Below are 25,165 nucleotides of genomic sequence, written 5' to 3' on the forward strand. Positions count from 1 at the left end.
AGAAGCACCAATTGTTGTGGCGGTACTGATGTGTTACTACTACTAGGTTCATGTAGAACGAAGTGATAAATAGAGAATGATGGAGGTCGGGAATAGATTAAGTCAATAATCTTAATTTCGACATATTAAGGTTAAAGGCTTAATGGAGTAAGTGTGATGCTGGAGATACGATAGAAGGAATACGGAGCAAAATACGTAAAGGAGAAACTAAGCGAACAAGCTAAATATGTGGTAGATTAAGTCAAAATACTTAATTTCATCATATTAAGGATATAGACTTAATTCAAATATCTGTATATTTAAATAAAAATATGACGAAATGAAACTGTTCGCAGTAATTAACGGAGATATCATCGGGTCAACTAAGCTAACTGAAGTAAGCAGAAGAAACTACATCAAATCGATAAAAAAACTATCGTCACAACTACTAAAACAGCAGAAGATCCTTGGCATTAAAGGTCAATTTGAAATATATCGAGGAGATAGCTTTCAGGGTGTAACGAGTAAGCCAGAGAAAGCCCTAAGGATACTACTATTATTACGAAGCTATTCCAGGATGATATCTATTAGCGATACTAGATCAAGACCTACTACGCTACCATTCGCGCGAGACATTACTGATATCCGTGTGTCAGTTGGGATTGGGGAGATTAACAAACTAGGCACAAATCTAATGGAATCAGATGGTGATGCTTTTCATAAGTCAGGCAGATTGATTGATTCCATGAAGAAATCGGGACTAAATCTAGCGATCGATACACCATGGCCTGAAATCAATGAAGAGTTCGCTGTATCATGGGGTCTACTAGATTCAATAGTGAGTAAGTGGTCCTCACATCAAGCAGAAGTAGTATATTACAGTCTACAGGGCAATTCTCAGGTAGACATAGCCTCTAAAGTAAAGGCAAGTCCACCAGCCATTAATCAACGATTAAAGAGTGCAAGTTGGCATACAATCGAAAAGATGCTGAACTATATAGAAAAGACCCTCCAAGACCAAGTAAAATCGACCAAATGAAACTCTTCAGCCCAGATCAGGCGATAGTATTGGTGCAATTACTTATTGCCCACTTCCTAGCAGACTTTGTATTACAGTCAACTGCATGGGTAAACGATAAGAAACAAAAGGGTCTTCTTTCGTGGGGATTTTACAAGCATCTCTTGGTAGTTGGAGTACTAACACTAATAGCAATTGGTTGGAGTAATGTCGGAATAGTAGTTCTCATTACGATAACACATGGCATAATTGACTACTGGAAATTCAAAGTCGACAACAATGGAACTCTAAAATATTTCATAATTGATCAATTATTGCACATTCTAATACTCATTATTTCGTGGCTATTAATTCTGAACGGCTGGAATCAATTTGCTGAATTTTTATGCAGTCTAAAATCATCATTTGACGCCCAGCTAATGATCTTTGCCTACATCTTTGTAATGTGGCCTGTCGGATACATTATAAAGTTTGCCACAAAAGATCTTATCACACAAACTAATACCGATAACATCAAGCGCGGAGGAATGGTTATAGGAATATTTGAGCGGATGATCATTTTAACATTCGTCCTGTTCGGTCAATATGAAGCGATCGGATTTCTAATAACCGGAAAATCAATACTGCGATTTGGAGATGGTCAAAAGAAAGAAACCGAATATGTCCTGGTTGGCACAATGATCAGCTATGCACTGGCGATCATTACCGGCGTTTTCGTCAATTTATTTCTGGAACGATAGACATCTTCACATAGAAATCTATAAGCCTACTTAAAATTAGGCCTGCTCAAGTGTTTGATCTCATCGTAAGTACTCACTTTACGCGACTGGACCCATTCTATCAGTTCAGCGCGCTTAAAGGTTATTTTCTTACCATGTTTGTAATGCGGGATAGATCGCTCGGAAGTCTTTTCATACAGCGTATTGACAGCAAGATTAAGGAAAGCAGCCGCCTCCTTTATATTGAGAAGCTCTTTATCGGTGTTAAAAATTCGCTCGTCCAACAGTATTTCTTTCAACGATTCTTTGAGCAAAGACTTGAATTCTTCTTTATCCAGCTGGTATAGAAATCTACTCATATTCGAAAATAATACGAGGTCTCAAGGCGAAAACACAAGTTTGCAAAACCTTGGTATAAATAATCACAGAAATTTTTTGGTAATTTTAGACAAGTCCCCCCTAAATCTTTGCAATTACATGAAAACCGCATTTTTTCTGCACTGCTTTAATTTCAACCTGAAAGATTGGTGGCTATCACTACACGAGCAAATTAAAACTTGGAATCTTGATTCCCAGTCCATCATTCAATATTCCGCCATCATTGCCGGCTTTATAAGCATAACTCTACCCATCGCGTTGGACATGATGGCAAAACACACCGAAGATTTCAAGGACAAGGAGATCTCAGAGATTTTTCCCAATCACTTTCTTTACCGCTTTCAGCTCTTTGCCAATCTTACAATCGTTTTTATGTCGATACTAATGATTGCCCTAAGGGTTGAAGGTATTTGGATATTGCTAATACTCTTTGCCGATGGATTCGCCATTATTATGTTCGTGAGGTTCCTGATCCTGATTCAATCATACGCAACAAACTTCGCAGAAATCTATTCAAATCAGCTCAAAGAAAATTCCGATAAAATCGTTCGCGGTGAATAAACTCTCAAAAGGTCAACAGCTAATGCGCAATCTCGAGAAGATTGCCAAGATAGCGGTACTTCGAATTGAAAAAGAAGACACACAGTCCATCCTGTACGACTTAGACTGGTTGGAAGACAATTTTATTCATCTAATCCGGTTGAAGGACAAAGACCTAAAGAGCTTCAAAGAAATCATTGATCCAAAGAACCGTTATCAAAAAAAGGAATTTGAATCCGTGCCTTGGGAGAGTATCGATTGGACTAAAGTAGACACGTCAAAAATTACAATTACTCGTCACCCAAAATTAAACGAAGACGATCAACGATATCGAAAAGCTTACAATTCTACAGTGCCGCCTGATGAAACCGACCTGCTTGGCAAATACATTGAGGCTGTCTTCATAATCTGGAACAAGGCAACAGTGAAAAGCAATTTTTCTATTCAAAAAAGAGCAGCTATTATACTGGCGAACTGGATAGCCGTACTTGATCGACAATCCCAGGACCTCGTTGATTTTAATCAAATGATTAAATTCTTTCTAGAAAGTTCAACTGCTTTGAATCAGGACCTCCTAGAGACAAAAGACGAGAAGCCACAATCATTCCATCGATTATTATCCTATAATCTATACCTGGACCAAATTTTTGCAGAAAGTCCCAACCCTCTCAATTCCTCCCTCTATTTTGAATATCTATTCAGGAACATTCACTTGTCGTTTCGGACGAACCGCCTCGTTGTACCAAAAGAATTCATAGAGCGTTGTATTAACAGCAATTACTACCCAACAACAGATTTTACAAAGTATGCGGATCTCTACAGCCTATTTGATGACCATCTGGATCAACATCGGACGCACGAACAACGCACTGCACAACTGAAAGAATTGTCAGATTTTGGCTTTTATAAAATCAGATACATTAAAACACAGGAGGAGTATAAATCATGGGAAAAGGAGTTTGACAACTATCTTGCTGTTCTGGGTGCTATCCTCCCATTCACTCAAGAAATCAGCGAAAAAAAAAATAAAAACGCTAGCGTGGAAGTTGTTAAATTATAATCGGCTACAAATAACAGTGCTAAAAGTACTGGTCTACGCAACTTTTAAGGGACATACCAAAGTAGTAAATGATGCGTTCTCATTTAACCAGCCAGGAGACTCGAATGCTTCTTGGGGTAATAAAGAAATAGTCCCGGATTCGTTGGCAGAAATCTTAAACTTTCTTGGGGGCTATACAATAGAATCTGAGCTACTTCGATATTGGGAAGGGCATCACGGAATACAACCCTATTTAGATTGTGTGTTTATTAAGATTTTCTACGAATACGATCCGAGGCAAAAGTACTTTGACGAAAATCCCGCTCAGATCACAAAAGAGTTCTGCAAGGCAAGATTAGACAATGATTCTTCTTCTGTCACTGCCTTGCAGGCCGAAATACAAGAGTTAAAAAGGAAACTCAATTTCTACATTGAAAATAACAGCCCCTACATTGAACAATACTTCCCGAATAAAGGCAAGATTGAAGCAACCAATAATCTTTTTGATACCATCAATAACGCTTGTCAAGAATTACTTGGAGACATTCAAGAACATTCAACAATTCGACAGGAGACTAAAGACCGATTTTTTACTGACAGCATCGCTCAATACAACAGAATAAACTACATCTTCAAGCTATTCAGGCTTTACACTCACCCCACCGATGAGGAGCAGGAAAATCCCCAACTCGTTTATCCAGGTGTCAATGAATTGTTTGACAGGATGGCATTTACAGAAAATTGGCATATTCCTTATTTTGGCTTGATGGAGACATCGGGTACTCGAGTTGCTGAATTGGAAAATACCTACGGCCTCGGCATTATCAAACGATTGGCGGTCACGCATCAACAAGAACAAATAGAAGAATCTTCAATCGCAGAACACATACGTGCCGCAAAACTTAAAAATAAAATTGTTATCGGTTCGAATCTCTATTTTGATTCGATATTTCGAGATGATGAAAACTTTGTGTCAGCATGGGTTCCCGGCGAAAACAATATTATTCCTGATTTCTATGTTGGAAGATTAGGGGATACGAAAATATTTAATCTCTATGACAAAGTTTTCTCCAACCAGTTAATGATCATTTTGAGTTCAGATGATATCGTTGGTGTTATTGACCAAACCGCCAACGCAAGCGAAACATTTAAACAAATAGAGTCATTCAGCTGCAAATTTGTTGACTTTGGAATTGACACCGAGTCAAGAAATACTTTTCTAGCGGATTCACCCGAGTGGTTGTTAAGACAAATACCCGATGGAAACGGCCGAGAAAAATTCATTAAATCGCAGGTATGGATTCAAATGTTAAAGAAAGTCCAGTTTAAAGTTTCCAAAAAAAGAACTGCACTTTTTTACATGATTAAAGACTGAATCGTGAAAAGAGAGGGTGCAAAGTTTGGCTGTCACTGAGGTAACAGTTCCTAATGCTAGCAATTTTCAGTCGGATCACTTCGGTATGGAGTATTTTCCGACCAGAAATAAGTCGGGATATATCTAAATCTAATTTTTTACTCATTCTTGAGCAATCATTTAGATAGCAAGTGTTTATGTTTTCCCAATTGATCGACAATGATCACTTAAATTAGTAAATCTGTAAGTATTTGACATTTAGTTATGAGCTACAAACCCCGGTCACTTTTCAGCATCATCACGGAAATAAATTCCGAAATTTTCTTACCTCACATTCAAAGGCCGTTTGTATGGACAAGCGAACAAATGAGTCGGTTATTTGATAGTCTAATGCGGGGGTATCCAATTCAAACGCTTTTGTTTTGGAAGACAAAAGAAGAAATAAAGGTCAGAAAATTCATGGAAGTTGTCGATTCCGAAATAGATCTATCTACACTTTACAATGCACAAAAATCAGAAAAAGACATCATAAAAGTCTTTGTTCTTGACGGACAACAACGACTTCAAACATTATATTGCATATACAGCGGATATTTGAAAGATGAAAAATCAGGAGTGTCACTCGACGCTTATGTTGATATTACTTCGGAAGCCCCTGATAATATGACAAATCAAATATTCAACTTAAAGTTCTTGCCTTCGAAAGAATCATCCCAACTGCCGTTATTCAAAATAAAGTCATTGGTAGGAAAATATGACAAAGTTGCGAGCGAAAATATCAGCGATGAAATCAATGATAGTCTGGACAAAATATTAAACGACTCTGATCAACAAAAGAAAAACCGCGAAAAAATCGTTCGAAAAAACATTGCCATGATGGTCTCCATCTTAAGGGAAGACAATCATTTTTGGATAGAAGAAATCGACGGAGTTGTAAATAATTATCCATACAAGACTATACTGGAAATATTTATTCGTGTGAACTCAGGTGGTACAAAATTAGATGGGTCCGACTTGATGTTTGCCGCAATGAAGGAATTGTCTCCGGAAATAGAAGCAAATCTTGAAGAAATTGCAACAAACCTGAGCTCCACAAACCTGTCGTTTGAAATTGATACCATCTTGAAAGGCATTTTGCTAGTAAATAGTAAGGGAGCATCTGTTGACCAAGCAAAATTCCGAGGTGATGAAGGCAAGGCGTTAATCAACACAATAGATCAGCAATGGCTAGAAAAATACGAACCTGCCTTTCAGGCTCTAAAGGATTTCATTACGCATGATCTTAAACTGGATAGTGAAAAAGTCATCCGCAGCTACAACAGTTTCGTACCAATTTTCGAGTATCTATTCTTTAATCCCACTCCAACGCCAATTAATAAATCCCGACTGAAGAGCTTTTACTATCGGGCTCAATTGTTCAACTGGTTTAGTTCCCAGACAGATGGTGTGTTAGATTACCTTCATAACAACTTTTTCAACGATTGTAAGGGGAAAGATTTTCCCATGGCTTCCATCGCAACCTACTTTGAAACGAATAGAAAAAACAAGGTAAGATTTGATAGGGACACTTTAGCTGACCACAGCCATCGATTTTTTCTTCTGCACCTTTTGTACGTAGAGACTCAGGGTCAGAGCGCATTCAATGTTGCATTAAAAAATAACGCTCCGCACGTCGATCATATCTTTCCAAAAAGCAAACTACAAAAACCCCCTTTTACATTGAACTCTTGGGAGATTAATCATATCGGAAATTACCGTTTCGTAGGCGCGACGGACAACATCCGTAAAAGGGCCGAAGAACCTGCCAGTTATTTTACAAATCTTAAGAAGTCCAATGTTAACGTCTCGCGACATTTATTGATTCCTGCGTATTCATCCGATCCTTCCAAACTATTGATGACGCCTGAGGTATATAATGATTTTAGAACAAAGCGCTTGGAGGAGATGTATAAAATTCTGGAACCTATTATAAATTTTGAATAAGGCACATGTATATTTCCCGGCACCTTTCAGTTAAAGATATAAGCGGAAAAGACACAGTTTATTTAGATAACGATTTTTTTCAGCTCGAAGGCCCTCTGGTAATCTTGGGTGAACCCGGATCTGGCAAAAGTGAGGTAGTTAATCAATTGACAAATCTGCCATCGACCTTATTCTATAGGGCATCAGGGGTCGTGGCATCTCCTTCTAATATCATATCGGATGAAAACGTTAATGTTATCATTGACGGTCTAGATGAGGTAACTGCGTATGATGAAGGAACGCCAATCATTCAAGTTCTTTCGAAGATTAAAAGCGATAAAATTGAAAAATTCATTTTTACATGTCGTGCGATCGATTGGCAAAATGAAGCTAATAGCTCAATCATTTTTAATCGATGGAAAAAAAGACCGATAGTCGGAGTTTTACTTCCACTAACAAATTCAGAAATAATTGACTTTGTTAACAAAAATGGAAATGGTCAAGACGGTGAAGAATTCTTGGAGTCTGCAGAAAAGCAAACTGCTATTGATCTTCTCCGCAATCCTCAAATGCTGTCAATGTTAATTTCGGTCGTACAACAATATGGTTGGCCGGCAAATCGGAAAGAGCTATACTCCAAGACTTGCACGATCTTAATAAGTGAACCGAACACTTTTCATCGTTCAGCCAACAGGACGCGTCCTCCCGTTGACCTTTTGTTAAAAGCAGCAGGCTTTCTATGCACCCATTTGATCCTTTCAAATAACACTACCATTAAAGTGGACCCAGCCCCTGGCTCCGAATCACACTCTCTCTCCGACTTTGTTACGGAGGGTTACACGTTTGAGATATTAAAGGAGGCATTATCTTCTATGATTTTCAGGACGCTAGACGGAAATACCGTCGAGGTGTGCCATAGGACCGTTGCCGAATACCTGTCAGCGCTGTGGATCTCAGTAAATTTGTCTGATCAACTTTCGGTGCGGCGATTAGAGACTTTGTTGTATGCCGAAAATTATCATGTTACACCTGCGCTTCGTGGTCTTCACGCATGGATTGCCACACTAGCGACAGAAGAATTTCAAAACGTCTTTATTCCGCGAGATCCCTACGGAATTTTGAGATATGGTGATCCATCTGATTTTCCATTGCTCCAAGCAAAATGCCTACTATTATCCTTACAACAACTAGCTGATACTGACCCTTACTTCCGAAATGGTGATTGGCACTCTACATACGCACCGGCGTTTAACAGGATAGAGTTAAAAACCGATATCCTTGACGTTTTAAAAAGCAGTAAACATTATCATTTAAAGCACCTGATCCTCGAGTCAATCAAAGGAGAAAAAGTAAGCAATGAAATTACCGAAGATCTGATTAATATAATTGGAGACAATTGTGCGGCTTATATCGAACGAGATGCAGCATTGGATGTACTTAAAGAAACCAATCAGCCACGTTCGTGGGATAAAATCACCGAGTCACTGCATGACCTTGGAGACATTGATTCTCTGCGTCTCGCCATAAAGATTATTGAGTCATTCCCCAATACTTTTAGTGCGAGGTCGATAAGTAAAGTACTTGACGCACTAGCACATACAAACAAGAGGCCAAATCGAATATCAGGACTTGGCTTCATGCTCCCCAAAGTATTAAGCTTCGATCAACTTTCCGAATTACTCTGTATACTCTGCGACCTTGAATCTAACAATGATCCCGACGAAGAAAAGTATCCACACAGATGGATTTACGGATTCACACATGAATTACTGCTAAGAGATCTTGTCCCAGAGCCACAACTTCTCTATAAGGCCATAAGACGAGTAAGACACTATTCCGACTACCGACGTGAGGATTTTAATAATTCTCTATCAAAGTATTTCATTAGTAATGAGACTGTCCGGCAAGCAATTCAAGACGTTGAATTTTCCAATTACAGCCCCGGAAGGTTTTTAATCATTTTGCATGATTTAACCCAGGCATCGACCGGGCTAATGTTGACCGATAACGATGTCATAAGAAGGCTAACGATGCTGGATGATATTAATTTTCCAAATCGGGAACAACAATGGGCACAGTTTGCCGACTTTGTGTTGGCTTATTCAAATGATTTCGAAAACTCATTGGCATTGATCAAGAATCAGGCCGGTCGGTATCCTGAGCTAAACGTTCAGTACGAAAAACTTCTACAGCCAAAACCTGATCCTGAGAAAGACTATAAAGCGGCTCAAAAAAAATGGGCTGAGAAAAGAAAGAAAGAAGAACGCGCACGGCACAAAAGCTATGAAAATATTGCAGATCAATTGAATGACGGCACACACCTGGAAGCAATATCTCATATTGCAAAGGCATTCCTTGGATGGTTCAACGATATCAAAGGCGACAACCAGCGGGCAAGGGTGCAGTCTCTTGTTGGACAAAAAATGACTGATGCAGGACTTAATTCTATATCTAAATTCGTCATACGTACCACAGTTCCTTCTGCGAAAGCTATTATCGAATTACGAACAAAGGAAAACAAAGAATACTTTGTAGAACCTGTTCTTATCGCATACTATTCGCTTAAAAAGGATTTTGACAACGAACCAGTCGAACGCCTCACATCTGCATTGGCTGTTTGCCGTTGGGGGGTACATTTTCATGGCGATACTATTACGCCTGATTTACAGGAGAAGCTTGAAGCGATCGTCTTTAATAGCGACACACAAAAAATACAATTCCTTAAGGACACCATCGAACCTTACATTGAAATAGGTTCGGACCATATTGCTGGCCTAAATAGACTATATGAAGATAAACTTTTTGAGACGGTCGCCGGGAAAGTAGCAATGGAATGGTTACAGAAATATTCATCTTTTTCTGACTTTACGTTAAATGATCTACTGAGAACTGCGATTCATCATTGCTTACCCTCTGACGTTCTCACCATGGCACATACAAAGATTAATGCCAAAGAATGGAAAAATGACGAGCAAAGAGGTTTATGGATGACGGTGCTGTTCCTTCTGGATTTTTCATCTAGCATAGAATCGGTAATAGCATTCGCAAAGACCAATCTGAATCACTTTTGGTCGATCAAACATGCGATTCAACATTTCTGGCCAAAACGTAATCTGACTGCCCATCAAAATCACTTTCTAATCAAACAATTTGCGCCGACAATTGCACCTGAAATGAATCCGCCATCCGGATTTGTTGGACGAGATCATCCCTGGGAGGCACGACAATTTATTCTCGACAGGATTGCTGAATTATCAACGGACGGTTCTGACGACGCCTTACAATTGATGGAAGATCTAGACGCATTACAAATCAGAGGATATGAAAACGACATAAAGCACTCCCTGGTAGAACAAAAAAATTTGCGAGCAACCCATTTCATGAAAAAAGTTGGATGGAATGATGTCCGTCCGGTGCTTATCAATTCCGCCCCGTTAAACCATAGTGACTTGCAGTCGCTCCTGCTGGATCAGCTGGAACTCTTGCAAAAAAGGATCAAGTATAGCCAGACCAACGATTACATCATTTTTTGGAATGGCGACATACCACAGACAGAAAATTATAGTCGCGACAGAATTGTTGCTCTACTCACACCTTATTTAGAAAAGTTCAGGGTGCGTTGTTACACAGAAGGGACGATGCCTGAAGGACAACGATGCGACTTCCTGAATTCTTTAAATTTGATCGACTTACCTGTAGAAATCAAAGGTCAATGGCATCCAGATATTTGGACTGGAGCGTTATCTCAACTGGAGACATATTCGAAAATGTACAGGGCCAATGGATATGGCATTTACCTAGTTCTATGGTTCGGTCAAACGAAAGTTAGATCACCACGTAAGTTTGAACTTAAAGAGATATTGTCTTATAAAGAAATGGTATCGATTTTGAATAAAAATTATAGTGGCAAAATCTCCTCAAAAACGAAACTATTTGTTCTTGATTTATCTTCGTTGATATAACTATAGGTTCTGTCAAATACATCAGTTTGCCGTTATTCACATCGCCTTGAGAAAGTCAAATCTTTTATTCTTATCATTATTTAAGGTGACATCACTAGGCAACTTGTCATTTCGAAGCCCAAAATAAGTCGCCTGCCGCACATTCCCATCGTCTGTTATTTCTGCATATTCCACATTACAAACATAGACCGGATTAGCCCAGGTCACTCCTGCTTCTTGCTTAATAGGTACATCGAGCGGTGTCTTTGACCGCTTCTCTTTCGATAGTTTCTGATAGAGGTCTTTCAATAGCTTGCTGGTAAAGCCTGTACCAACATCGCCAGCTGACTTCAGTTTCTTCCTGTCATAAAATCCAAGCAACAATGAACCGAAATACCGTCAGCTAAGCTATTTACTGTTCACCTTTTCGTATTCATGAAGGTGCAACACCTCGGCTACATTGGTATCAACACCTTTGGCGGTGATCAGCTTCGAAATAGTATGGGCCTTCATATCATCGCTGCTAACAGGTTCCTCACAAAATGCCAGCACATCCTCTTTCGTCAGATCCTTGTTAAGCCAATCCTGTTCAAACGCCTTGGGAATAATCACCGGCATTCTCTTTCCATTCACCGGTGAATTATGAATGTCTGCCATCAGACTATTGGCTTGAGTGGTTAGAACCGTATAAGAATAAAAAAAGTCATTGGAGCCCGGCATCTTCCAGCGCGTGTAAAGGCCGGCAAGAGAAACCAGCGGCTGTTCTTGGACCTGGATAAGATAAGGCCATTTCTCCTTTCCTTTTTCATCCTTCCATTGCCATTCCATGAATCCTGAAACAGGGATCAGGCAACGTTGCCCTTTTTCAGCGGCGTCCCTATACGACCTTGTCACATACATCTCTTCCGAGCGACAGTTAAGTGTGCTCAACCGGGCCTTCGCATCCACTTCACCATTTTTAATAAAAGGAAAGAAACCTCCCCACCGGAACATTTTGAATTCGTTTGGCGCTCCGGCAGTGATGATGGGCGTGGGAAGGAAATCAAACCCGTTCTCATAATAGCGTTCAATGCCCGTATCGGTAAAAGCCTTCACTGTCTTGCGCATGCGGTCCCCTTCACGAAGCTCTTCTTTCGACATGGCCACCATTTCATTGGACTTGGTCATGAAGCTTGAATACTTTTCCTTGATCAATTCCATTTCCGCCGTGATGGAAGCAAACGAAGCATTGTAATGCTCCATAAGGGAATTGTATTTTGCCAACAAGGATTTATGATAACACATAAAAATAAAATTCGTCGGTGCCGCAGGCCATCTCATATGCCTGCTCGTCATTAATTGGAACCAGGTAAGAATTCTCTCCCGTTTCACAAGGCTCCATTAAAGGAATGAGCAGCGCACAATGGTCAAGGCTATGATACAGAAGGTAACGATAGCCTGACAGAATGTAACAATATAATATCGGTAGCGCGAAGTTAGTCATGGCTAATTGTCGTGCATGAAAAATACGACGGGCTTTTTGGGAGCGGGATTATCGGACAGGAATTTTTCCTTCTGCGCGATCTCTCTATCGATCTTTCTCCCCCTGACAACAAAATACGCAACCGCCAACAAGGATATCACCAGTATGCCGGTCATAACGTATATGATCGTGTCCGTTTCCAGTATCATTAATTCTCCTGTTTGACAGAGTCGAAGTTACTGAAACTCCTCCACTTGTGCCGACAGTGAAATGTTTGGCGTATAGGTTCTTTCAGCAGGCGGAAGATTGACCTGACGATGAACCAGCGATAGTTTTTCCATCGCCGTCACCTCCAGCGCAGGAACCCCAAAGTCCTCCACTACTTTTCCTTTCAGCAAATAGAATCCCCGGCCCCTGAAAGGATATTGCCGGGCAACGTCGGGAAAGTTTACCGTATCAAACACGATCCCATCGCGGTCATAGAATGTTCCAAAGTACATGACTTGCTTGTGTTTGGTCTGTGTGTACTTGGCCGTGACATAATAGCCGATCATCGTCACCTGCTTCTTCAGATTATTCATCATGTCCTTTGACAAAATATCTTCCTTTTCATTTGACCCGAGCAACTGAAACGGGTCACACAACGGAAAGCCCAGCAGCTCGATCTCATCGAACGCGTCCTGCACATCGTCACGATGAAGCTTTGGCAACACCTGCTCGGTGAACTGGTAGTCAAAGAGATCCTGCGTGTGACTTTTCTTTACTTTCATTTCACTGAAATAAAATATAGCCTGCCACATCAACTCCTGCTTGGTCTTTCCTGTGAACCGGAAACCTCCGATCCGGATCAGGATACGAAGTTGTTCAAGTCCAATATCAACACGCTTTAAGAAGTTGATCATTCCGGTGAACGCACCGCTTCGTCTGCGTTCGGTTAGAATAGCATCCACTGATTTATTTTCAAGACTCTTCAGATGATCTAGGCCAATGTGAACCACATCGCCTTTGATGTTGGTCAACAGATCACTGTTGTTAATGCACGGTGCCTGTATCTTCCCTCCGCTCATGCGAAGCTCATGAAAATAGAATTCATGGGTGTAAAATCCACCGAAGTTATTGATGACCGCCACCATGAATTCCAATGGAAAATGTGCCTTCAGGTAAAGGCTCTGATAGCTCTCCACCGCGAAGCTTGCGGAGTGTCCTTTGGCAAACGAGTAACCACCAAAGCTCTGTATCTCAAACCACACACGCTCCGCGACATGCCTTGGATATCCGAAGTCATGACAGTTCTGATAAAATTTCCGTTCGATCATTTCAAACGCTTTCCGGGAGCGATACTTTCCTGACATAGCGCGTCGTAACACATCAGCTTCCGTCAATGTCAGACCTGCGAAATGATGAGCTACCCTGATCACATCTTCCTGGTACACCATCACGCCGTATGTCTCTTTCATCAGCTCATCCATCCTGGGATGAATCGATTCATACGTTCCGCCGTTTCGTGAGATATGAAAGCGCTCGATATAAGCTTTCATCATTCCCGAGCTGGACACACCTGGCCGTATGATCGAGCTTGCTGCTACGAGCGTTAAATAGTCTTCACATTTTAGCTTACCGAGCAGGCTTCTCATCGCCGGTGACTCGACATAAAAGCATCCCATGCAACGACTGCTCTTCAAAAGCTCCTTGACCTTCTCATCCTTCTTGAACGATGGGAAGTCATGTACATCAATGATCTTATTCTGATTAAGCCGCACCAATCGCGCCGTTTCTTTAATATGTCCCAAACCACGCTGACTCAGGATATCGAACTTGTAAATCCCGATATCTTCCGCGGAGTGCATTTCAAAATTGGATACCGGATAGTTCTTGGGCGGAAGAAAAGTAGCCGTATAGGCATAGATCGGTTTCTCCGTGATGAGCACACCGCACGCATGGATCGTCATGCTGGCTGGCATTTCATACATGCGTTCAGCATACTTGAAGATCAGTGTTGTAATATGATCGCGACCTTTTACACACTCAGGATGATCCGACAATTCGTCGAGCTCTTCCTTTGGCAGTCCGAATACTTTTCCAAGCTCACGCAAAGTATTGCGACCCTGATAGGTCACGTGCGCTCCGAGCAAACATGTATGCTCCTGCCCATATTTGTTGAACAGATAATCGAAGATGAAGTCCCGCTGATCCCAGGAGAAATCAATATCAAAATCCGGTGGTGTGGTTCGCTCCGCATTCAGGAAACGCTCAAAGTACAGGTCAAGCTCGATGGGATCGACGTTCGTGATCCCAAGACAATAGGCCACCATGCTGTTCGCTCCGCTCCCACGCCCGATCGTATCATATCCTTTTTCCTTGGTGAACTTGATAAGATCGTAAGCGATCAGGAAATATGTTCCGAAATCTTTCAATTGTATAATGCTGAGCTCACGCTCAAACCGTTCACGCAACACCGGATCGGACGAATCATAGATCCTGTAAAATCCTTCCCATGCATTTGTCACCAGAATCTCCCAATCGGATTCAGGGCCTCCCGTGAGACTTTTCAGATTCTTATCAACGCCAAGCTCGAAAGCAATCGAGCATGCATTTAGAATCATGTTTGCATTCTGAACCAGCTCCGGAAATTGCCGGTACTTCTTTTCAAGCTCTCCCGAGCTCACCATGATCTCGTCATCAGGAGCATGCTGCGTCGATTGAAGCTTGGAGAGCAATATGTTTAAATCGATGCAGCGAAGAAGCCGATGCAGGTTCCACTCCTGCTTGCTTGCGAAGGTCACCGGCTGCAGTGCAACAAATCGTTCTTTATAACCTTGATAGTCGGGACGCAGCATATACTTGGATACCTGTGATGTCCGCACGCCGATGAATTCATTCCTGCGCAACACGTTTGGCTCGATCTTTCCGAAAGGATACACGATGAATGTTTCCTCAATCACCGGTGCGCGGGAAGGGATGGTCATTGAATCATTGTTCAATCGCGACAGGTAGCGATTGATATTCTCAAAGCCTGTGTTGTTCTTTGCGATGGCGATGAATTGAAGCGCATGATTTTCCCGGAACTCAATTCCCAAAGCGATGGATAATTCAAACTCGCTCTTTCGCTCATCAATGATTCGCAGCAGCTCAATGTAGGAAGCCGTGTTATTGATCTCGGTGATGATGACTTTATGAACATTGTTTCGCTTGCACTCATCAAAAAATTTGTCTGCCGACAACGTCCCGTACTTGAAGCTGTACCAGGTATGGCAATTCAGAAACATCGGTCGTTTTGCATAAGGAGAACAACCCCTCTCTCACACATTACAAAGCAAATACTAATTATTTTAGTTTTATATCGTGTAAAACTAATTATATTAGTTTTTTGGTATTGTATTTATGGAGATAATTCACAAGAACATTCATTTTTTACGTGAAAAAAGGGGTTGGACGCAAACCCAGCTTGCAGAAAAGATAGGTGTGAGCAAATCTATGATCGGAGCCTATGAAGAATTCCGGAGCGTCCCGCTCCTGGTTGTAACGAAAAAATTAGCCCTTGTCTTTGATGTATCGCTTGATGAGTTTGTCAGGGACGATTTGTCAAAAAAAACACTTACGATAAAATAAGTGATACGATAGCTCCCCTCTTACTACGCATCAGGTTCGAGGTTAACAATGGAAATGTTTACTTTAATAAAATGTTTCTAAATCTAGGTCATATTGGCAAGGAAGGAAAACAAGGCAAGATCACTTTCCCATTTTCCCGTAATCCACATTATCGCGACCCAGAGATAATTCCTACTGAAAAGCAAAAAGGTGAACTCGCTGTAGGATTATACTTTGTCCAGACAGTTCTGCCATACAAAAACATTACGGGCGTTCGAATCAGTGGCGATGATTCAGACAAAGGACCTGACCTAATCTTTTTCCAGGATCAACTTGAAATTCCAGTTCAAATAACTCGCTTGACCTTCAATAATTTTCCTGAACGAAAAAAATTAGTTCGAGCAAAAAGCAAACAGTTCGCAGAACTGATTTATCAGAAAATTCCGATGAAATTCCGAGTACTCATCACGTTAATGCCCCAAGAACTATACAAAATCCCACTTAGTAATCTTAAAAGGAAAGGTAGAGAAATTGTTGAGTCTCATCTGTTATCCCGTACAATAACGTTCCTTGAAAAAAGTATTCCGGAACTTATGCAAGACGATAAAAAATACTTGCAGGATTGGATTGACGACAAAGAACTTAAGAAATATTTTAGCTCAATTGATATTCAAAGAATTCCAGAAGGATTCTTTCCTCATGTTGCCGGATTTGAAAACATTTTCATTGATTATCATTTTCATAATTCTGGATACAGTCAATTAGATCTTCAAAACACTGTTAATAAAATTTTTGAAACCAAAAATCATGGTAGTTCGGAAGTTCTTATAATTTGGGCTAACGATTACGAAATATTTGATCACGCCGTATTAGTTAATTCCCTTTCTGTCCGCTTTGCCGAGTCCTCTTTTAACGAAGTATATTTCATGACCTTCCATGAGCACATTCAATTTTGGATAATTAAAAGACGACCGTCAAGACCTAGGTAACCTGAATTTTAGAAGTTCTGCTAGCAGTCCTTCCTGACGAACCGATGAGTGTCAATTCCTAGGCGATCCATTTGTTTTGTCGGTGCAAACAGTAATGCAATTTAGCCCGTCGCCCGCAATGCCTTCCCTCTTTCGCTACCGTCAAGGAACTACGGCATAAACGCACCTTCCTTCCCTCCTTCCATTTATTCCGTTCCTCCTTGACGATGAACCCGCCGCCGGGCGGAACACTGCTTTACTCTTCGCGCAGCATGAGACAAAACAAATGTCTCATCCTATGAACCTTTCGATCAGAACACACCGCGTTGGAAAAATGTATTACACGCCTCACTTCTTTATCCTTTGCAAAGGTGAAAACGCCGGAAAGCCCATGACTACACCTTGCCCCAACTGCTTTGTTGCTGAATTTGAAAACGAAGTGGAAAAGGATCACGCGTACTGGGTATGCTTTGGTCTCTGGCAGGGAAAGATCTTCCACCGCTCGCTCGTTGGCTCTGTGATCCCTTTCCTGCGTGTGAAAGAAACAAAGGACATTCTTATCAATGCCATTGCCCGGCATGATTGCCAATCTCCTGAATTCAGACGCACCATCTTTAAGCTCAGGCAGATCAATGCCCTCGAAGAAAATATCTTACGCCAGGCTTCCTTATTGAAGCAGGCCAAGATTTCGATCGGCCGTCTCTTGTATAAGACCAATTGAAACGACTCCATAAAAAAGGCTTACCCAATTGGATAAGCCTGTTATGGTTCGATGAGCTAATTACGCCCGAACGCGTTTCCGTGAAGAGCTCTTCTGCGTGGCCCCTTCCTCCTCTTCACCGGACTTTGCTTTCACCTCCTTCTTTTCTTTCTTCTCTTCCCCTTGTGACGGCCTGCCGTTTTCCGGCTGCTCTTTCTTTTCGTTTCCCTGGTAGACTTTCTTCATATTGGCATCGTAGAGATACAATGACTTGAACTGCGGATTGGCAGCGACATGCATCTTATCTTCCTTGCCGTCTTTCACAAACGTCACCGACTGAAGATTTCCTTTTTCAAGTGAGGTCAACAGGCGGGCGCGGGTGTCATTACTGTCAAGCTCCTTGATCGGGTAACGGTTAACGACTGCCTCCAGGTTAAATCCATAACCTTCCGAGAAGCGCTTCATTTCAAAACGTCCCTGCTCGTCCTTCTTGGAGAAATCAAGCTGAAGCCATGCATTGTACGGCTGCTCATCCTTGTTCTTCATGTCCTTGTTCACCGCGCGACCGCTGAGAAGATTGAAGGCCTCCTTGGCCGTGATCGTGAAATCTTTGTTGATGTAAAACGTCTGTGCTTTTTCCTTCGTCGTATCTTCATTTTTCAGCTCGGCCTGGTAGCGATTGAAAAAATACATGTCCGTCGTATCAGACTTGCGGAAGTCAAGCTTGTAATCAACCTTCTCGGTTACATCACCGCTCTTGTATTCCATCTGCGTGGAGAGCTGGAAATCCTTTGGCTGGTTCTTGATCTGCGCCACGAGCGCATCATTGAGCTTGTCGCCAAACCCCGTGTACAGCAGACTGTCCTTGAGGTACTTTACATTTTCTTCGTTCATAAAAAATGGGTTAAAGTGTTTAATTAAAAAATGAAATAACGTTTACGGAAGAAGACGTGCGTTCACGATCTCCTTGTTTTTGATGCGCAGCTGAAAATGCCGGCCTCCTTTGCGTTCAAAGAGCTCTACCGCAAGGTGCTTCGATTCAGGGATCGTAAACTTCTCAAGGGCAAAGACCATCTCCGCTTCCGACCGTCCTTTGATCGTGCTCACCGCGCCCTCAACATACAACGGCCTTGACTCCACCTCTTGTGAAGCGGTCCGCTTAATCCTTGCGTTGTCCCGTATGTAGAACCGGAGAAAATCAATATCGTAGTTGATATTGGAATGATTGCCGATACGCATCCGGTAAAAGATCACATTCTCCTTAATGTATATCCCCAGCAATGAAAGGCTGATCTTGTACTTTGAGGTGTTTCTGAAATGAAGGATTCGCTTTGACCGGAGAATGCCTTGTGAATATTCGCCAAGGTCGGCTTCCGTCATGTCAGTTGAAAAGATCATCCGTGACGGAGTGCGATCGCCTTCGCTTGCATTGGCAGACATGTCCACCACCAACCGGGAAGGTTCCTCGCAATAGTTAATGATAAACTCATGCAGCACTCCATCGGCAGTAATGACGGTGAGATTGGTTTCCGGAAAATCCTTCCGCGCAGCCTTGAGCTGAAGCACGTTTCCAACTTCCCTTGTTTTCTGCGCCAGCACGTCGCGACTTCCTCGGTCCACACTTTTGATCACCGTGGGAAATACAATGGTGGATGTCTTGTTGAACGTAATATCGACCGGCGTCACTTTCTCCTGCACTTGTGCCGGAAGCGAGAAGGTGATACTGATGCCGATGAGGATAAATACCAGGTAATGAATGGTTTTCATATGCAGATGTTTAAGTTATTTGCTCTTGTCATTAAGGTCTCTCAATAGCACACTGTACCCGGCTTTCACCGTCACCTTGATCAGCTTCACCTTTTTGCTGAACAGTCCCTTCGCTGCGTTCATGCCCGCACTCGCCGCCTGCGCCCCCACCGACTGATCCATCGTCATGAACTGCATGCCCTGCATCGCCTGGTCACCGGACTGCTTGGCTACATCGCGTGTGATGGCACCGGGTACATAAATGCCTTCAATACCATCAAGATCATAGGCAGAAAGAGAAACGGGATAAAGTGATTCGCCGTGGCGGATGGAGCTCACTGAAATCGTCAGGCGCTCTCCGTTGATCGCGGCGGTACCATACACGAACTGATCTTTGGGGACGAGCGCGCCGTTGATGTACATATCTTTCACCAGCCGAAGCTTGACCGTTGAGCCGATCACGAGCTCCTGCGTATCGTGCACGACTGCCTCGATGGAACTGGAGAGTGATGCATCTTCCCGCTCACTGACATTGTCTTCATCGCTCAGTCCAAAAAAAGAATTTTGATTTTGCTTTGTTAACCGTCCACGAAGAGAGTCACCATCCTCCTCTCCCATGAAACCGATGCTCTCGCTTTGAGGACGTGAATCAACAGAGAACAGTTTTCCTTTTGTCTTCAGGCTTTGCTCGCGTATGCGGTCGCGCATACGTTCAGGGTGCTGGACATCCAGTATCTTGTCGAGCATGCCGTTGATCCGATTCATTTCAGGATCTTCACCGCGGTCCTTCTTCATCATCTCCATCATCCCGCCAAGCTTCTCCACGTCAGCATTGAACGACGGATCAGGTTCTTTCCTCTTTCCTGTGACATCATCCAGTGCCGGAACCTTGAATTCATTTCCCGGCTTACGGTTCAGCTCACGGTAGAGCTCGTCCAGCTTGCCGTTCACCTTGATGATGTTAGGATCATTGCTGTTCACCGGCAACGTTGCATCAGATTCGGGCAGCGCTTCATCCTCCAGCATGGCCAGATCAAAGTACGGATCGTTCTCCCGGAGCTCCCGCCGCTTCGCTGAATCACGCTTCGCCATCTCATATAGCATGAGCTTGCTTAATTCCTCATCGTTAAAATGGGCGTCGGGGAGTTCGAGGTTCAACCCAGTCCTCGTATTTGACATGGCTTGTGCAGGGGTGCCTGTACCTCCGCCGAGCGCCCAAAAGATCGCCGCCAGGAATGGCGTTACCATCAGCGGCAGCACCATCGCGAATTTTCTGTTCTGCCGGAATTTCTGTGAATGTTGTTTCATGATTATATGGTTTGATTGTATCGTTCAATGGTATCATTCGCGTTTATCGTCTCGCTCCTTTGCCCCGGATCGGCAGAAAGTGAAGCACTTGCTCATATTGCTTCAGCTTCTCGCGCGAGATCGCTTTCCAGTCGGGAGATTTCTCGTACGCATTCTCAAACGGCGGCTCACGGTTCATGTAAATCGTTCCGGCGCTGTCAACGGCGAGATAGAAGGCTTCAAATTCTCCGTCGATCTCTCCTTTCATTTTTCCGAGCGGAGTAAGCTGTTCATTTGATCGGGTAAGGGGCATGGGCATTAGCATTGGTTGAGAAATAGTAGTATCGATATGTTGTCTATTATCCTGATCCGTGAACGCCCGGACAAGAATGATCAAGGAGATAAGGGCGATCGCTCCCCCACCACCGATCACGATCTGCTTGCGTCGACGAAGGCTTTGACGATTGAACCAGTCGTTTGCTTTTCCGATGATCCGCGTCAGTACCGCATCAATGGTTCGTTGTGTGTTGTCTTTTAAATCTTCCATACGCTATCGGTTTTCGGTTTTGATGTCAAGATTCTCCAGCGTATGCCACCGCTCGATAAGGAAACCATGCGGATTGTTATCGCTCCGTGTGACGTTGCGCAGATAGCCTTCCGTCACAAGGCTTCGCGTGACAATGGAAGTTGTACGGATCAGCTTTTCCCGGCCGTAGTAGCGGAAGTGGATCGGGTATTGATCGATGTCAAGATGGATGCTGTCCGCGGTGATCTCCTGGCTGATGTTACCCGAGATGATATTTGAATAGTAGCGGCTCTCCTTCAGGTTATCGTACTGGCGCTTGGCAGATGCGTCGGCGAGGTACAGCGCTTTGGTAATGTGTGCATCGATCACGCGGTCATCGGGGTCGAGCGTAAAAAAATAGTAATGGAACATCCGCACATGGTCCTTTGCCTCCACCGGAATATTATCCTTTCGCTCGGCCGACCATGCTTCCAGTGCTTTGCTGTTCGCGAGAATATAAATGCGTTCCTGTCCGGTGGAGATCAGCTCAAAGCTTTTATAGATTGTATAGCTGCAGATCGCCACGCAAGCCACAATAAGACAAAGTGAAAACATTTTTATATGACTGAAGGCTGATTCGATATTTCGGAGTTGCTGGAACATGATGTGTGTAATAGTATTGGTGAAGGGTATGATTAAGAGTTGTTTGTTATTTTATTTTCCCGATAGCTTGTCACCGAGGTACGAATTGTCGCTTCCACCCGAGCTGTAAATCCCCGTGCTGTACGACGATGAATTTTCTTTCGATGCCGCATACTCCGACGCCGCCCGGTATCCGGAGCTGGCCGCCGCACCGGCCACGGAGGTGGAAGCATTGATCGCTGTTGAAGCTCCCCCGATAAAGACGCTGGAGGTACGAGACATTAATAGATTGCCTCCGCTTGCATGCACGATATAGTTGGCCACGCTCGGCACCGTGAAGTATCCGACAATACCCATCACCAGAAAAATGAGATAGGCAGTATCGGTCGCACTGAAAAACGTATCACCGTAGCGTGCCACCTGCTCGATATCCACGCGAAGCATGTTCTCCTGAATCTTACCGATGATGGCCCCGAAGATGTTTGCGACCGGCAACCATAAGAATACATTGATGTAGCGTGCGATCCATACGGTGAGCGTCTGCTGCATGCCGTCGAACACGGCAAAGCCAAAGACCAATGGCCCGAGTATTGCCAGCACGATGAGATAGAATGTCCGTATGGTGTTGATGCAAAGAGCCGCGGCTTCAAACAGGATGTGCAGGATTTCCGACATCCATTGCTTGACCGTATTGCGAAAATTGTACGACGCCTTCGCCATCTGGAACTTGATGTCATTGCCCAGTCCATCCAGCGTTCCCTCCTCCATGCCTTCCGGGTGGGTATAGCGATACCATTTATCCTGGTCGCCGCTTCCGTCCTCCCCGACATACATCTGCCATGCAGGAGTTTTTCGTACCGCCTCTTCCTTCAGCTTCAGTAAATACGCAATGGCATTGTTCGACCCGCTCACCATCGCCGCCGTTCCGGCCACCGTCGGCTGGAGTATCCCATTCATAAGTCCGATCACCGATGGAAAAAGTAATATGCAAAGGCCGAGGGCGAACGGGCGAAGCAACGGATAGAAATCAATCGGTTCAGCATTGGCAAGATGCCTCCACACTCTTGAAGAAATATACCACAGCGCTGCAAAGCCGGCCAGTCCCCTTCCAACAGCAATGAGTCTGCTGCACATCGGCATCATCTCATTGTATAGCTGATCGAGAATGCTCTGCAGGCTGTGGATCTCTCCTACATAGCTCTGTGCGGGCAAACGCACAGGCAAAAAACATGTAAGAAGAAATGACAGTAAAACGACAATCGATATTTTTTGAATCGGCTTCATTCGATATAATGTTTTGGTCAATACACGCCGTACAGTTGCTGGATCGTGCGCGCATCATTGGCAGACCGTGCGCGCTGGATGGCCAGTAGCTGCGTGTTGTTATTAAAGCTTCTGACAAAGCGAAGCTTGCTTTCCATTTCGTAGTACAGCGCATCGACAGCGCGCAGACGCTCGTCATCCGTCATACTTAACTTGGTGGAGGTGATCACCATGAGCAGGTCGTCGATGTTCCGAACACTTGCTGTAAAGAGATAGCTGTACACATTGCCCAGGTACTGAAGCTCCTGCGGCGTGAAATGCGGATCACGGCGAAACCGGTCATACGCCCGCGAATATTCCTGGATCAGCATCTGCTGATAGCTGATGATGTAGGGAATGCGCTTGTAGTTTCTGATCGATGGGTTTACCAGCATCAGCCCGTCGATGAAGGCCTGCTGAAGCGAGTAGTTTCCCGTAACGATCTGGCTGATCGTATTGTAGCCGAACTCCAGCACCCTATAGGTATTGTACATTTCGTCCAGTGTCTGCTCCATGATGTAGAGCTTCTCATAATTGAGCATCAACTGCTCCGCTTCTTCCACCTGCGCGAATCCTTGTCGCCCTATGAAACCTATAATAAATAGTAAAATGAAAATTGATCTCATATTCATGTATTCAATAGGTTTCGTATTGCCTGCGAATGCGGTCTGCCTCATCGATATCACGCGCGCGGGCCCGGTCCAATAGCGTCGTAGACTGGCTGAAGGAATTGACAAAGTCCCGCTGATCGCGCATCTCTTCCAGCACCTCATTGGTCCGCGCCAGACGTTCATTGTCCGTCATTTCGCGATCACGTATCCGGAGTAGTTGAACAAGCTCCGACACGTTGGCATCCGTCATCACCAGCAGATTGCGGTGAACACGCTCCACATAGTGGACTTCATCAGCAGAAAACCGCGCGCTGTTATGCACCCGGTCATAGACCTTATTCATATCCCGTACGATCGCCCACTGGAAATGCAGCACCTCTATAAAATCAATGATGCCGCTGACATTGGGATTGATGTTGCTCCGCGAGCCGAAGAAATCGCGATGCAGGTTAAGCTCCCCATTGATGATATTACTGTAGGCGTTTAAACCTTTTCCCACGACCTTCAGCCCATCGCTCACCGTTTCCAGGAAGGCCCACCGTTTGAAGATTTCCTCTTTGTGATATTCACCCTGCGTCCACTCCTGGTGAAACCACTCATCCCATGTCTGGCCGGCAGCGCCGGCAGGCATTATCAATGTGATCATTACGATCAGTGCCAGTGAAGTATAAATTCTTTTCATTGTGCTAACGATTAACATTTAACCAATACCATTTTTACTCCGTCGGCAATCCATACAGCCTGCGGATCGTCTCCACCTCGTGCTTGTCCTTGGCACGGCTCATGCTGAGCTGCATGTTCTGGTTATGGAACTGCTTCATATCTCTATAGTTCTTCTCTACATTTTCCGCAGCCTTGTCAATCGCCTCCTTCCGTTTCGCATCTGACATCTGAAGCCGGTAGGAGTTGATGACCAGGATGACCTGTTCAAGATTATAGATGCTGTCGTTGAGAATACCGGAATACACGCGGTACATGTAGTCAATTTCTGTTGATGAGAAATGATCGTCGCTGCTCACAAGCCGCCATGTCTGTGAATAGAGCTGAACGATCTGCTGCTGACGGTTAACGATGGTAGCTATCCGGTGATAGGCTGCCAGTGTCGTGCGGATCTTCCAGAGGTCGTCATAATATTTTTGATAGAGTTGTCGCTGCCGGTCCGTCCACTCGGCGATCTCGTTAAGCTTGAACTGCGAGAGCTTGTTCTCGATAACCTTGGCAGCATTCTGCAGCCACAGTGTTTCGTTCTGAAGCCGCTGCACCATCAGGTTCACAGCCTTGATCACCCAGATGATTCCCTGCCGGATAATCTCGGCAATGAGGATCGCTCCTTTTGCTTCAGGCTTGGGTGCCGCTGTCAGCAGGAAGCCCGTCAACAGGGTTAGTACAATTGATTTTCTGATCCACTTCATAGCTGAATGCAT

24 protein-coding genes are annotated in these 25,165 nt (G+C 43.7%); 11 read left to right on the forward strand and 13 right to left on the reverse strand.

Annotated features, from left to right (window positions below; genetic code table 11):
- Positions 1-319: 319 nt before the first annotated feature.
- Positions 320-1,018 carry a hypothetical protein gene (locus tag HOP08_00525; protein ID NOT73379.1) on the forward strand — a complete coding sequence of 233 codons (699 nt, stop codon included), beginning with the start codon at positions 320-322 and terminating at the stop codon, positions 1,016-1,018.
- Positions 1,015-1,737 carry a DUF3307 domain-containing protein gene (locus HOP08_00530; GenBank protein NOT73380.1) on the forward strand — a complete coding sequence of 241 codons (723 nt, stop codon included), beginning with the start codon at positions 1,015-1,017 and terminating at the stop codon, positions 1,735-1,737. Before HOP08_00525 ends, HOP08_00530 begins: the two co-directional genes overlap by 4 nt.
- Positions 1,738-1,763: 26 nt before the next feature.
- Here HOP08_00530 and HOP08_00535 read toward each other — a convergent pair whose 3' ends face one another.
- Positions 1,764-2,075, reverse strand: a complete 312-nt coding sequence (locus HOP08_00535) for a helix-turn-helix domain-containing protein (GenBank protein NOT73381.1) — start codon at positions 2,073-2,075, stop codon at positions 1,764-1,766.
- Positions 2,076-2,193: 118 nt separating this feature from the next.
- Between HOP08_00535 and HOP08_00540 the strand changes: the two genes are divergently transcribed.
- From HOP08_00540 to HOP08_00560, 5 genes are all read left to right on the forward strand, one after another.
- Positions 2,194-2,655 carry a hypothetical protein gene (locus HOP08_00540; GenBank protein ID NOT73382.1) on the forward strand — a complete coding sequence of 154 codons (462 nt, stop codon included), beginning with the start codon at positions 2,194-2,196 and terminating at the stop codon, positions 2,653-2,655.
- Complete coding sequence (locus HOP08_00545; protein NOT73383.1) at positions 2,648-3,694, forward strand: hypothetical protein; 1,047 nt, start codon at positions 2,648-2,650, stop codon at positions 3,692-3,694. The genes HOP08_00540 and HOP08_00545 overlap by 8 nt, the downstream gene beginning before the upstream one ends.
- Before the next feature lie 16 nt (positions 3,695-3,710).
- The gene (locus tag HOP08_00550; GenBank protein NOT73384.1) at positions 3,711-5,048 is read left to right on the forward strand and encodes a hypothetical protein; all 1,338 of its coding nucleotides are present in this window, start codon (positions 3,711-3,713) and stop codon (positions 5,046-5,048) included.
- Between the two features lie 243 nt (positions 5,049-5,291).
- Positions 5,292-7,010, forward strand: a complete 1,719-nt coding sequence (locus HOP08_00555; protein NOT73385.1) for a DUF262 domain-containing protein — start codon at positions 5,292-5,294, stop codon at positions 7,008-7,010.
- 5 nt (positions 7,011-7,015) lie between these two features.
- Positions 7,016-10,951: a hypothetical protein gene (locus HOP08_00560; protein ID NOT73386.1), complete on the forward strand. Its 3,936-nt coding sequence runs from the start codon at positions 7,016-7,018 to the stop codon at positions 10,949-10,951.
- Between the two features lie 36 nt (positions 10,952-10,987).
- Here HOP08_00560 and HOP08_00565 read toward each other — a convergent pair whose 3' ends face one another.
- Both HOP08_00565 and HOP08_00570 read right to left on the reverse strand, forming a co-directional pair.
- Complete coding sequence (locus HOP08_00565) at positions 10,988-11,314, reverse strand: hypothetical protein (GenBank protein NOT73387.1); 327 nt, start codon at positions 11,312-11,314, stop codon at positions 10,988-10,990.
- 24 nt (positions 11,315-11,338) lie between these two features.
- Positions 11,339-12,193, reverse strand: a complete 855-nt coding sequence (locus tag HOP08_00570; GenBank protein ID NOT73388.1) for an SOS response-associated peptidase — start codon at positions 12,191-12,193, stop codon at positions 11,339-11,341.
- A gap of 235 nt (positions 12,194-12,428) precedes the next feature.
- Between HOP08_00570 and HOP08_00575 the strand changes: the two genes are divergently transcribed.
- Positions 12,429-12,617 carry a hypothetical protein gene (locus tag HOP08_00575; protein ID NOT73389.1) on the forward strand — a complete coding sequence of 63 codons (189 nt, stop codon included), beginning with the start codon at positions 12,429-12,431 and terminating at the stop codon, positions 12,615-12,617.
- A gap of 11 nt (positions 12,618-12,628) precedes the next feature.
- Here the strand turns inward: HOP08_00575 and HOP08_00580 are convergent, their stop codons facing one another.
- On the reverse strand, positions 12,629-15,658 hold the full coding sequence (locus tag HOP08_00580) for a DNA polymerase III subunit alpha (GenBank protein NOT73390.1): 3,030 nt from the start codon (positions 15,656-15,658) through the stop codon (positions 12,629-12,631).
- Positions 15,659-15,773: 115 nt separating this feature from the next.
- On the opposite strand from HOP08_00580, the gene HOP08_00585 reads away from it, so the two are divergent.
- The 3 genes from HOP08_00585 to HOP08_00595 all read left to right on the forward strand — a co-directional run bounded on the left by HOP08_00585 (position 15,774) and on the right by HOP08_00595 (position 17,669).
- Positions 15,774-16,001 carry a helix-turn-helix transcriptional regulator gene (locus tag HOP08_00585; GenBank protein ID NOT73391.1) on the forward strand — a complete coding sequence of 76 codons (228 nt, stop codon included), beginning with the start codon at positions 15,774-15,776 and terminating at the stop codon, positions 15,999-16,001.
- A gap of 71 nt (positions 16,002-16,072) precedes the next feature.
- Complete coding sequence (locus tag HOP08_00590) at positions 16,073-16,969, forward strand: hypothetical protein (GenBank protein NOT73392.1); 897 nt, start codon at positions 16,073-16,075, stop codon at positions 16,967-16,969.
- 277 nt (positions 16,970-17,246) lie between these two features.
- Positions 17,247-17,669: a hypothetical protein gene (locus HOP08_00595; GenBank protein ID NOT73393.1), complete on the forward strand. Its 423-nt coding sequence runs from the start codon at positions 17,247-17,249 to the stop codon at positions 17,667-17,669.
- 60 nt (positions 17,670-17,729) lie between these two features.
- On the opposite strand, the gene HOP08_00600 is transcribed toward HOP08_00595, so the two are convergent.
- The 9 genes from HOP08_00600 to HOP08_00640 are packed head-to-tail and all read right to left on the reverse strand — an operon-like array spanning position 17,730 to position 25,153.
- The gene (locus tag HOP08_00600) at positions 17,730-18,542 is read right to left on the reverse strand and encodes a hypothetical protein (GenBank protein ID NOT73394.1); all 813 of its coding nucleotides are present in this window, start codon (positions 18,540-18,542) and stop codon (positions 17,730-17,732) included.
- Between the two features lie 42 nt (positions 18,543-18,584).
- Positions 18,585-19,415, reverse strand: a complete 831-nt coding sequence (gene traN / locus HOP08_00605; protein NOT73395.1) for a conjugative transposon protein TraN — start codon at positions 19,413-19,415, stop codon at positions 18,585-18,587.
- A 15-nt stretch (positions 19,416-19,430) separates the two neighbouring features.
- Entirely contained in the window at positions 19,431-20,702 is a 1,272-nt protein-coding gene (traM, locus tag HOP08_00610) for a conjugative transposon protein TraM (GenBank protein ID NOT73396.1), read from the reverse strand.
- Positions 20,703-20,745: 43 nt separating this feature from the next.
- The gene (locus HOP08_00615; GenBank protein ID NOT73397.1) at positions 20,746-21,228 is read right to left on the reverse strand and encodes a hypothetical protein; all 483 of its coding nucleotides are present in this window, start codon (positions 21,226-21,228) and stop codon (positions 20,746-20,748) included.
- 3 nt (positions 21,229-21,231) lie between these two features.
- Positions 21,232-21,849 carry a conjugative transposon protein TraK gene (traK, locus tag HOP08_00620; GenBank protein ID NOT73398.1) on the reverse strand — a complete coding sequence of 206 codons (618 nt, stop codon included), beginning with the start codon at positions 21,847-21,849 and terminating at the stop codon, positions 21,232-21,234.
- A gap of 51 nt (positions 21,850-21,900) precedes the next feature.
- Positions 21,901-23,112 carry a conjugative transposon protein TraJ gene (gene traJ / locus HOP08_00625; protein NOT73399.1) on the reverse strand — a complete coding sequence of 404 codons (1,212 nt, stop codon included), beginning with the start codon at positions 23,110-23,112 and terminating at the stop codon, positions 21,901-21,903.
- A gap of 17 nt (positions 23,113-23,129) precedes the next feature.
- A complete protein-coding gene (locus HOP08_00630; protein ID NOT73400.1) occupies positions 23,130-23,756 on the reverse strand; it encodes a TerB family tellurite resistance protein in 627 nt (208 codons plus the stop codon).
- A gap of 10 nt (positions 23,757-23,766) precedes the next feature.
- Entirely contained in the window at positions 23,767-24,423 is a 657-nt protein-coding gene (locus HOP08_00635) for a hypothetical protein (GenBank protein NOT73401.1), read from the reverse strand.
- 34 nt (positions 24,424-24,457) lie between these two features.
- Complete coding sequence (locus tag HOP08_00640) at positions 24,458-25,153, reverse strand: conjugal transfer protein TraI (protein NOT73402.1); 696 nt, start codon at positions 25,151-25,153, stop codon at positions 24,458-24,460.
- Between the last annotated feature and the right edge of the window lie 12 nt (positions 25,154-25,165).

The organism is Cyclobacteriaceae bacterium (assembly GCA_013141055.1).
GTDB lineage: Bacteria > Bacteroidota > Bacteroidia > Cytophagales > Cyclobacteriaceae > ELB16-189.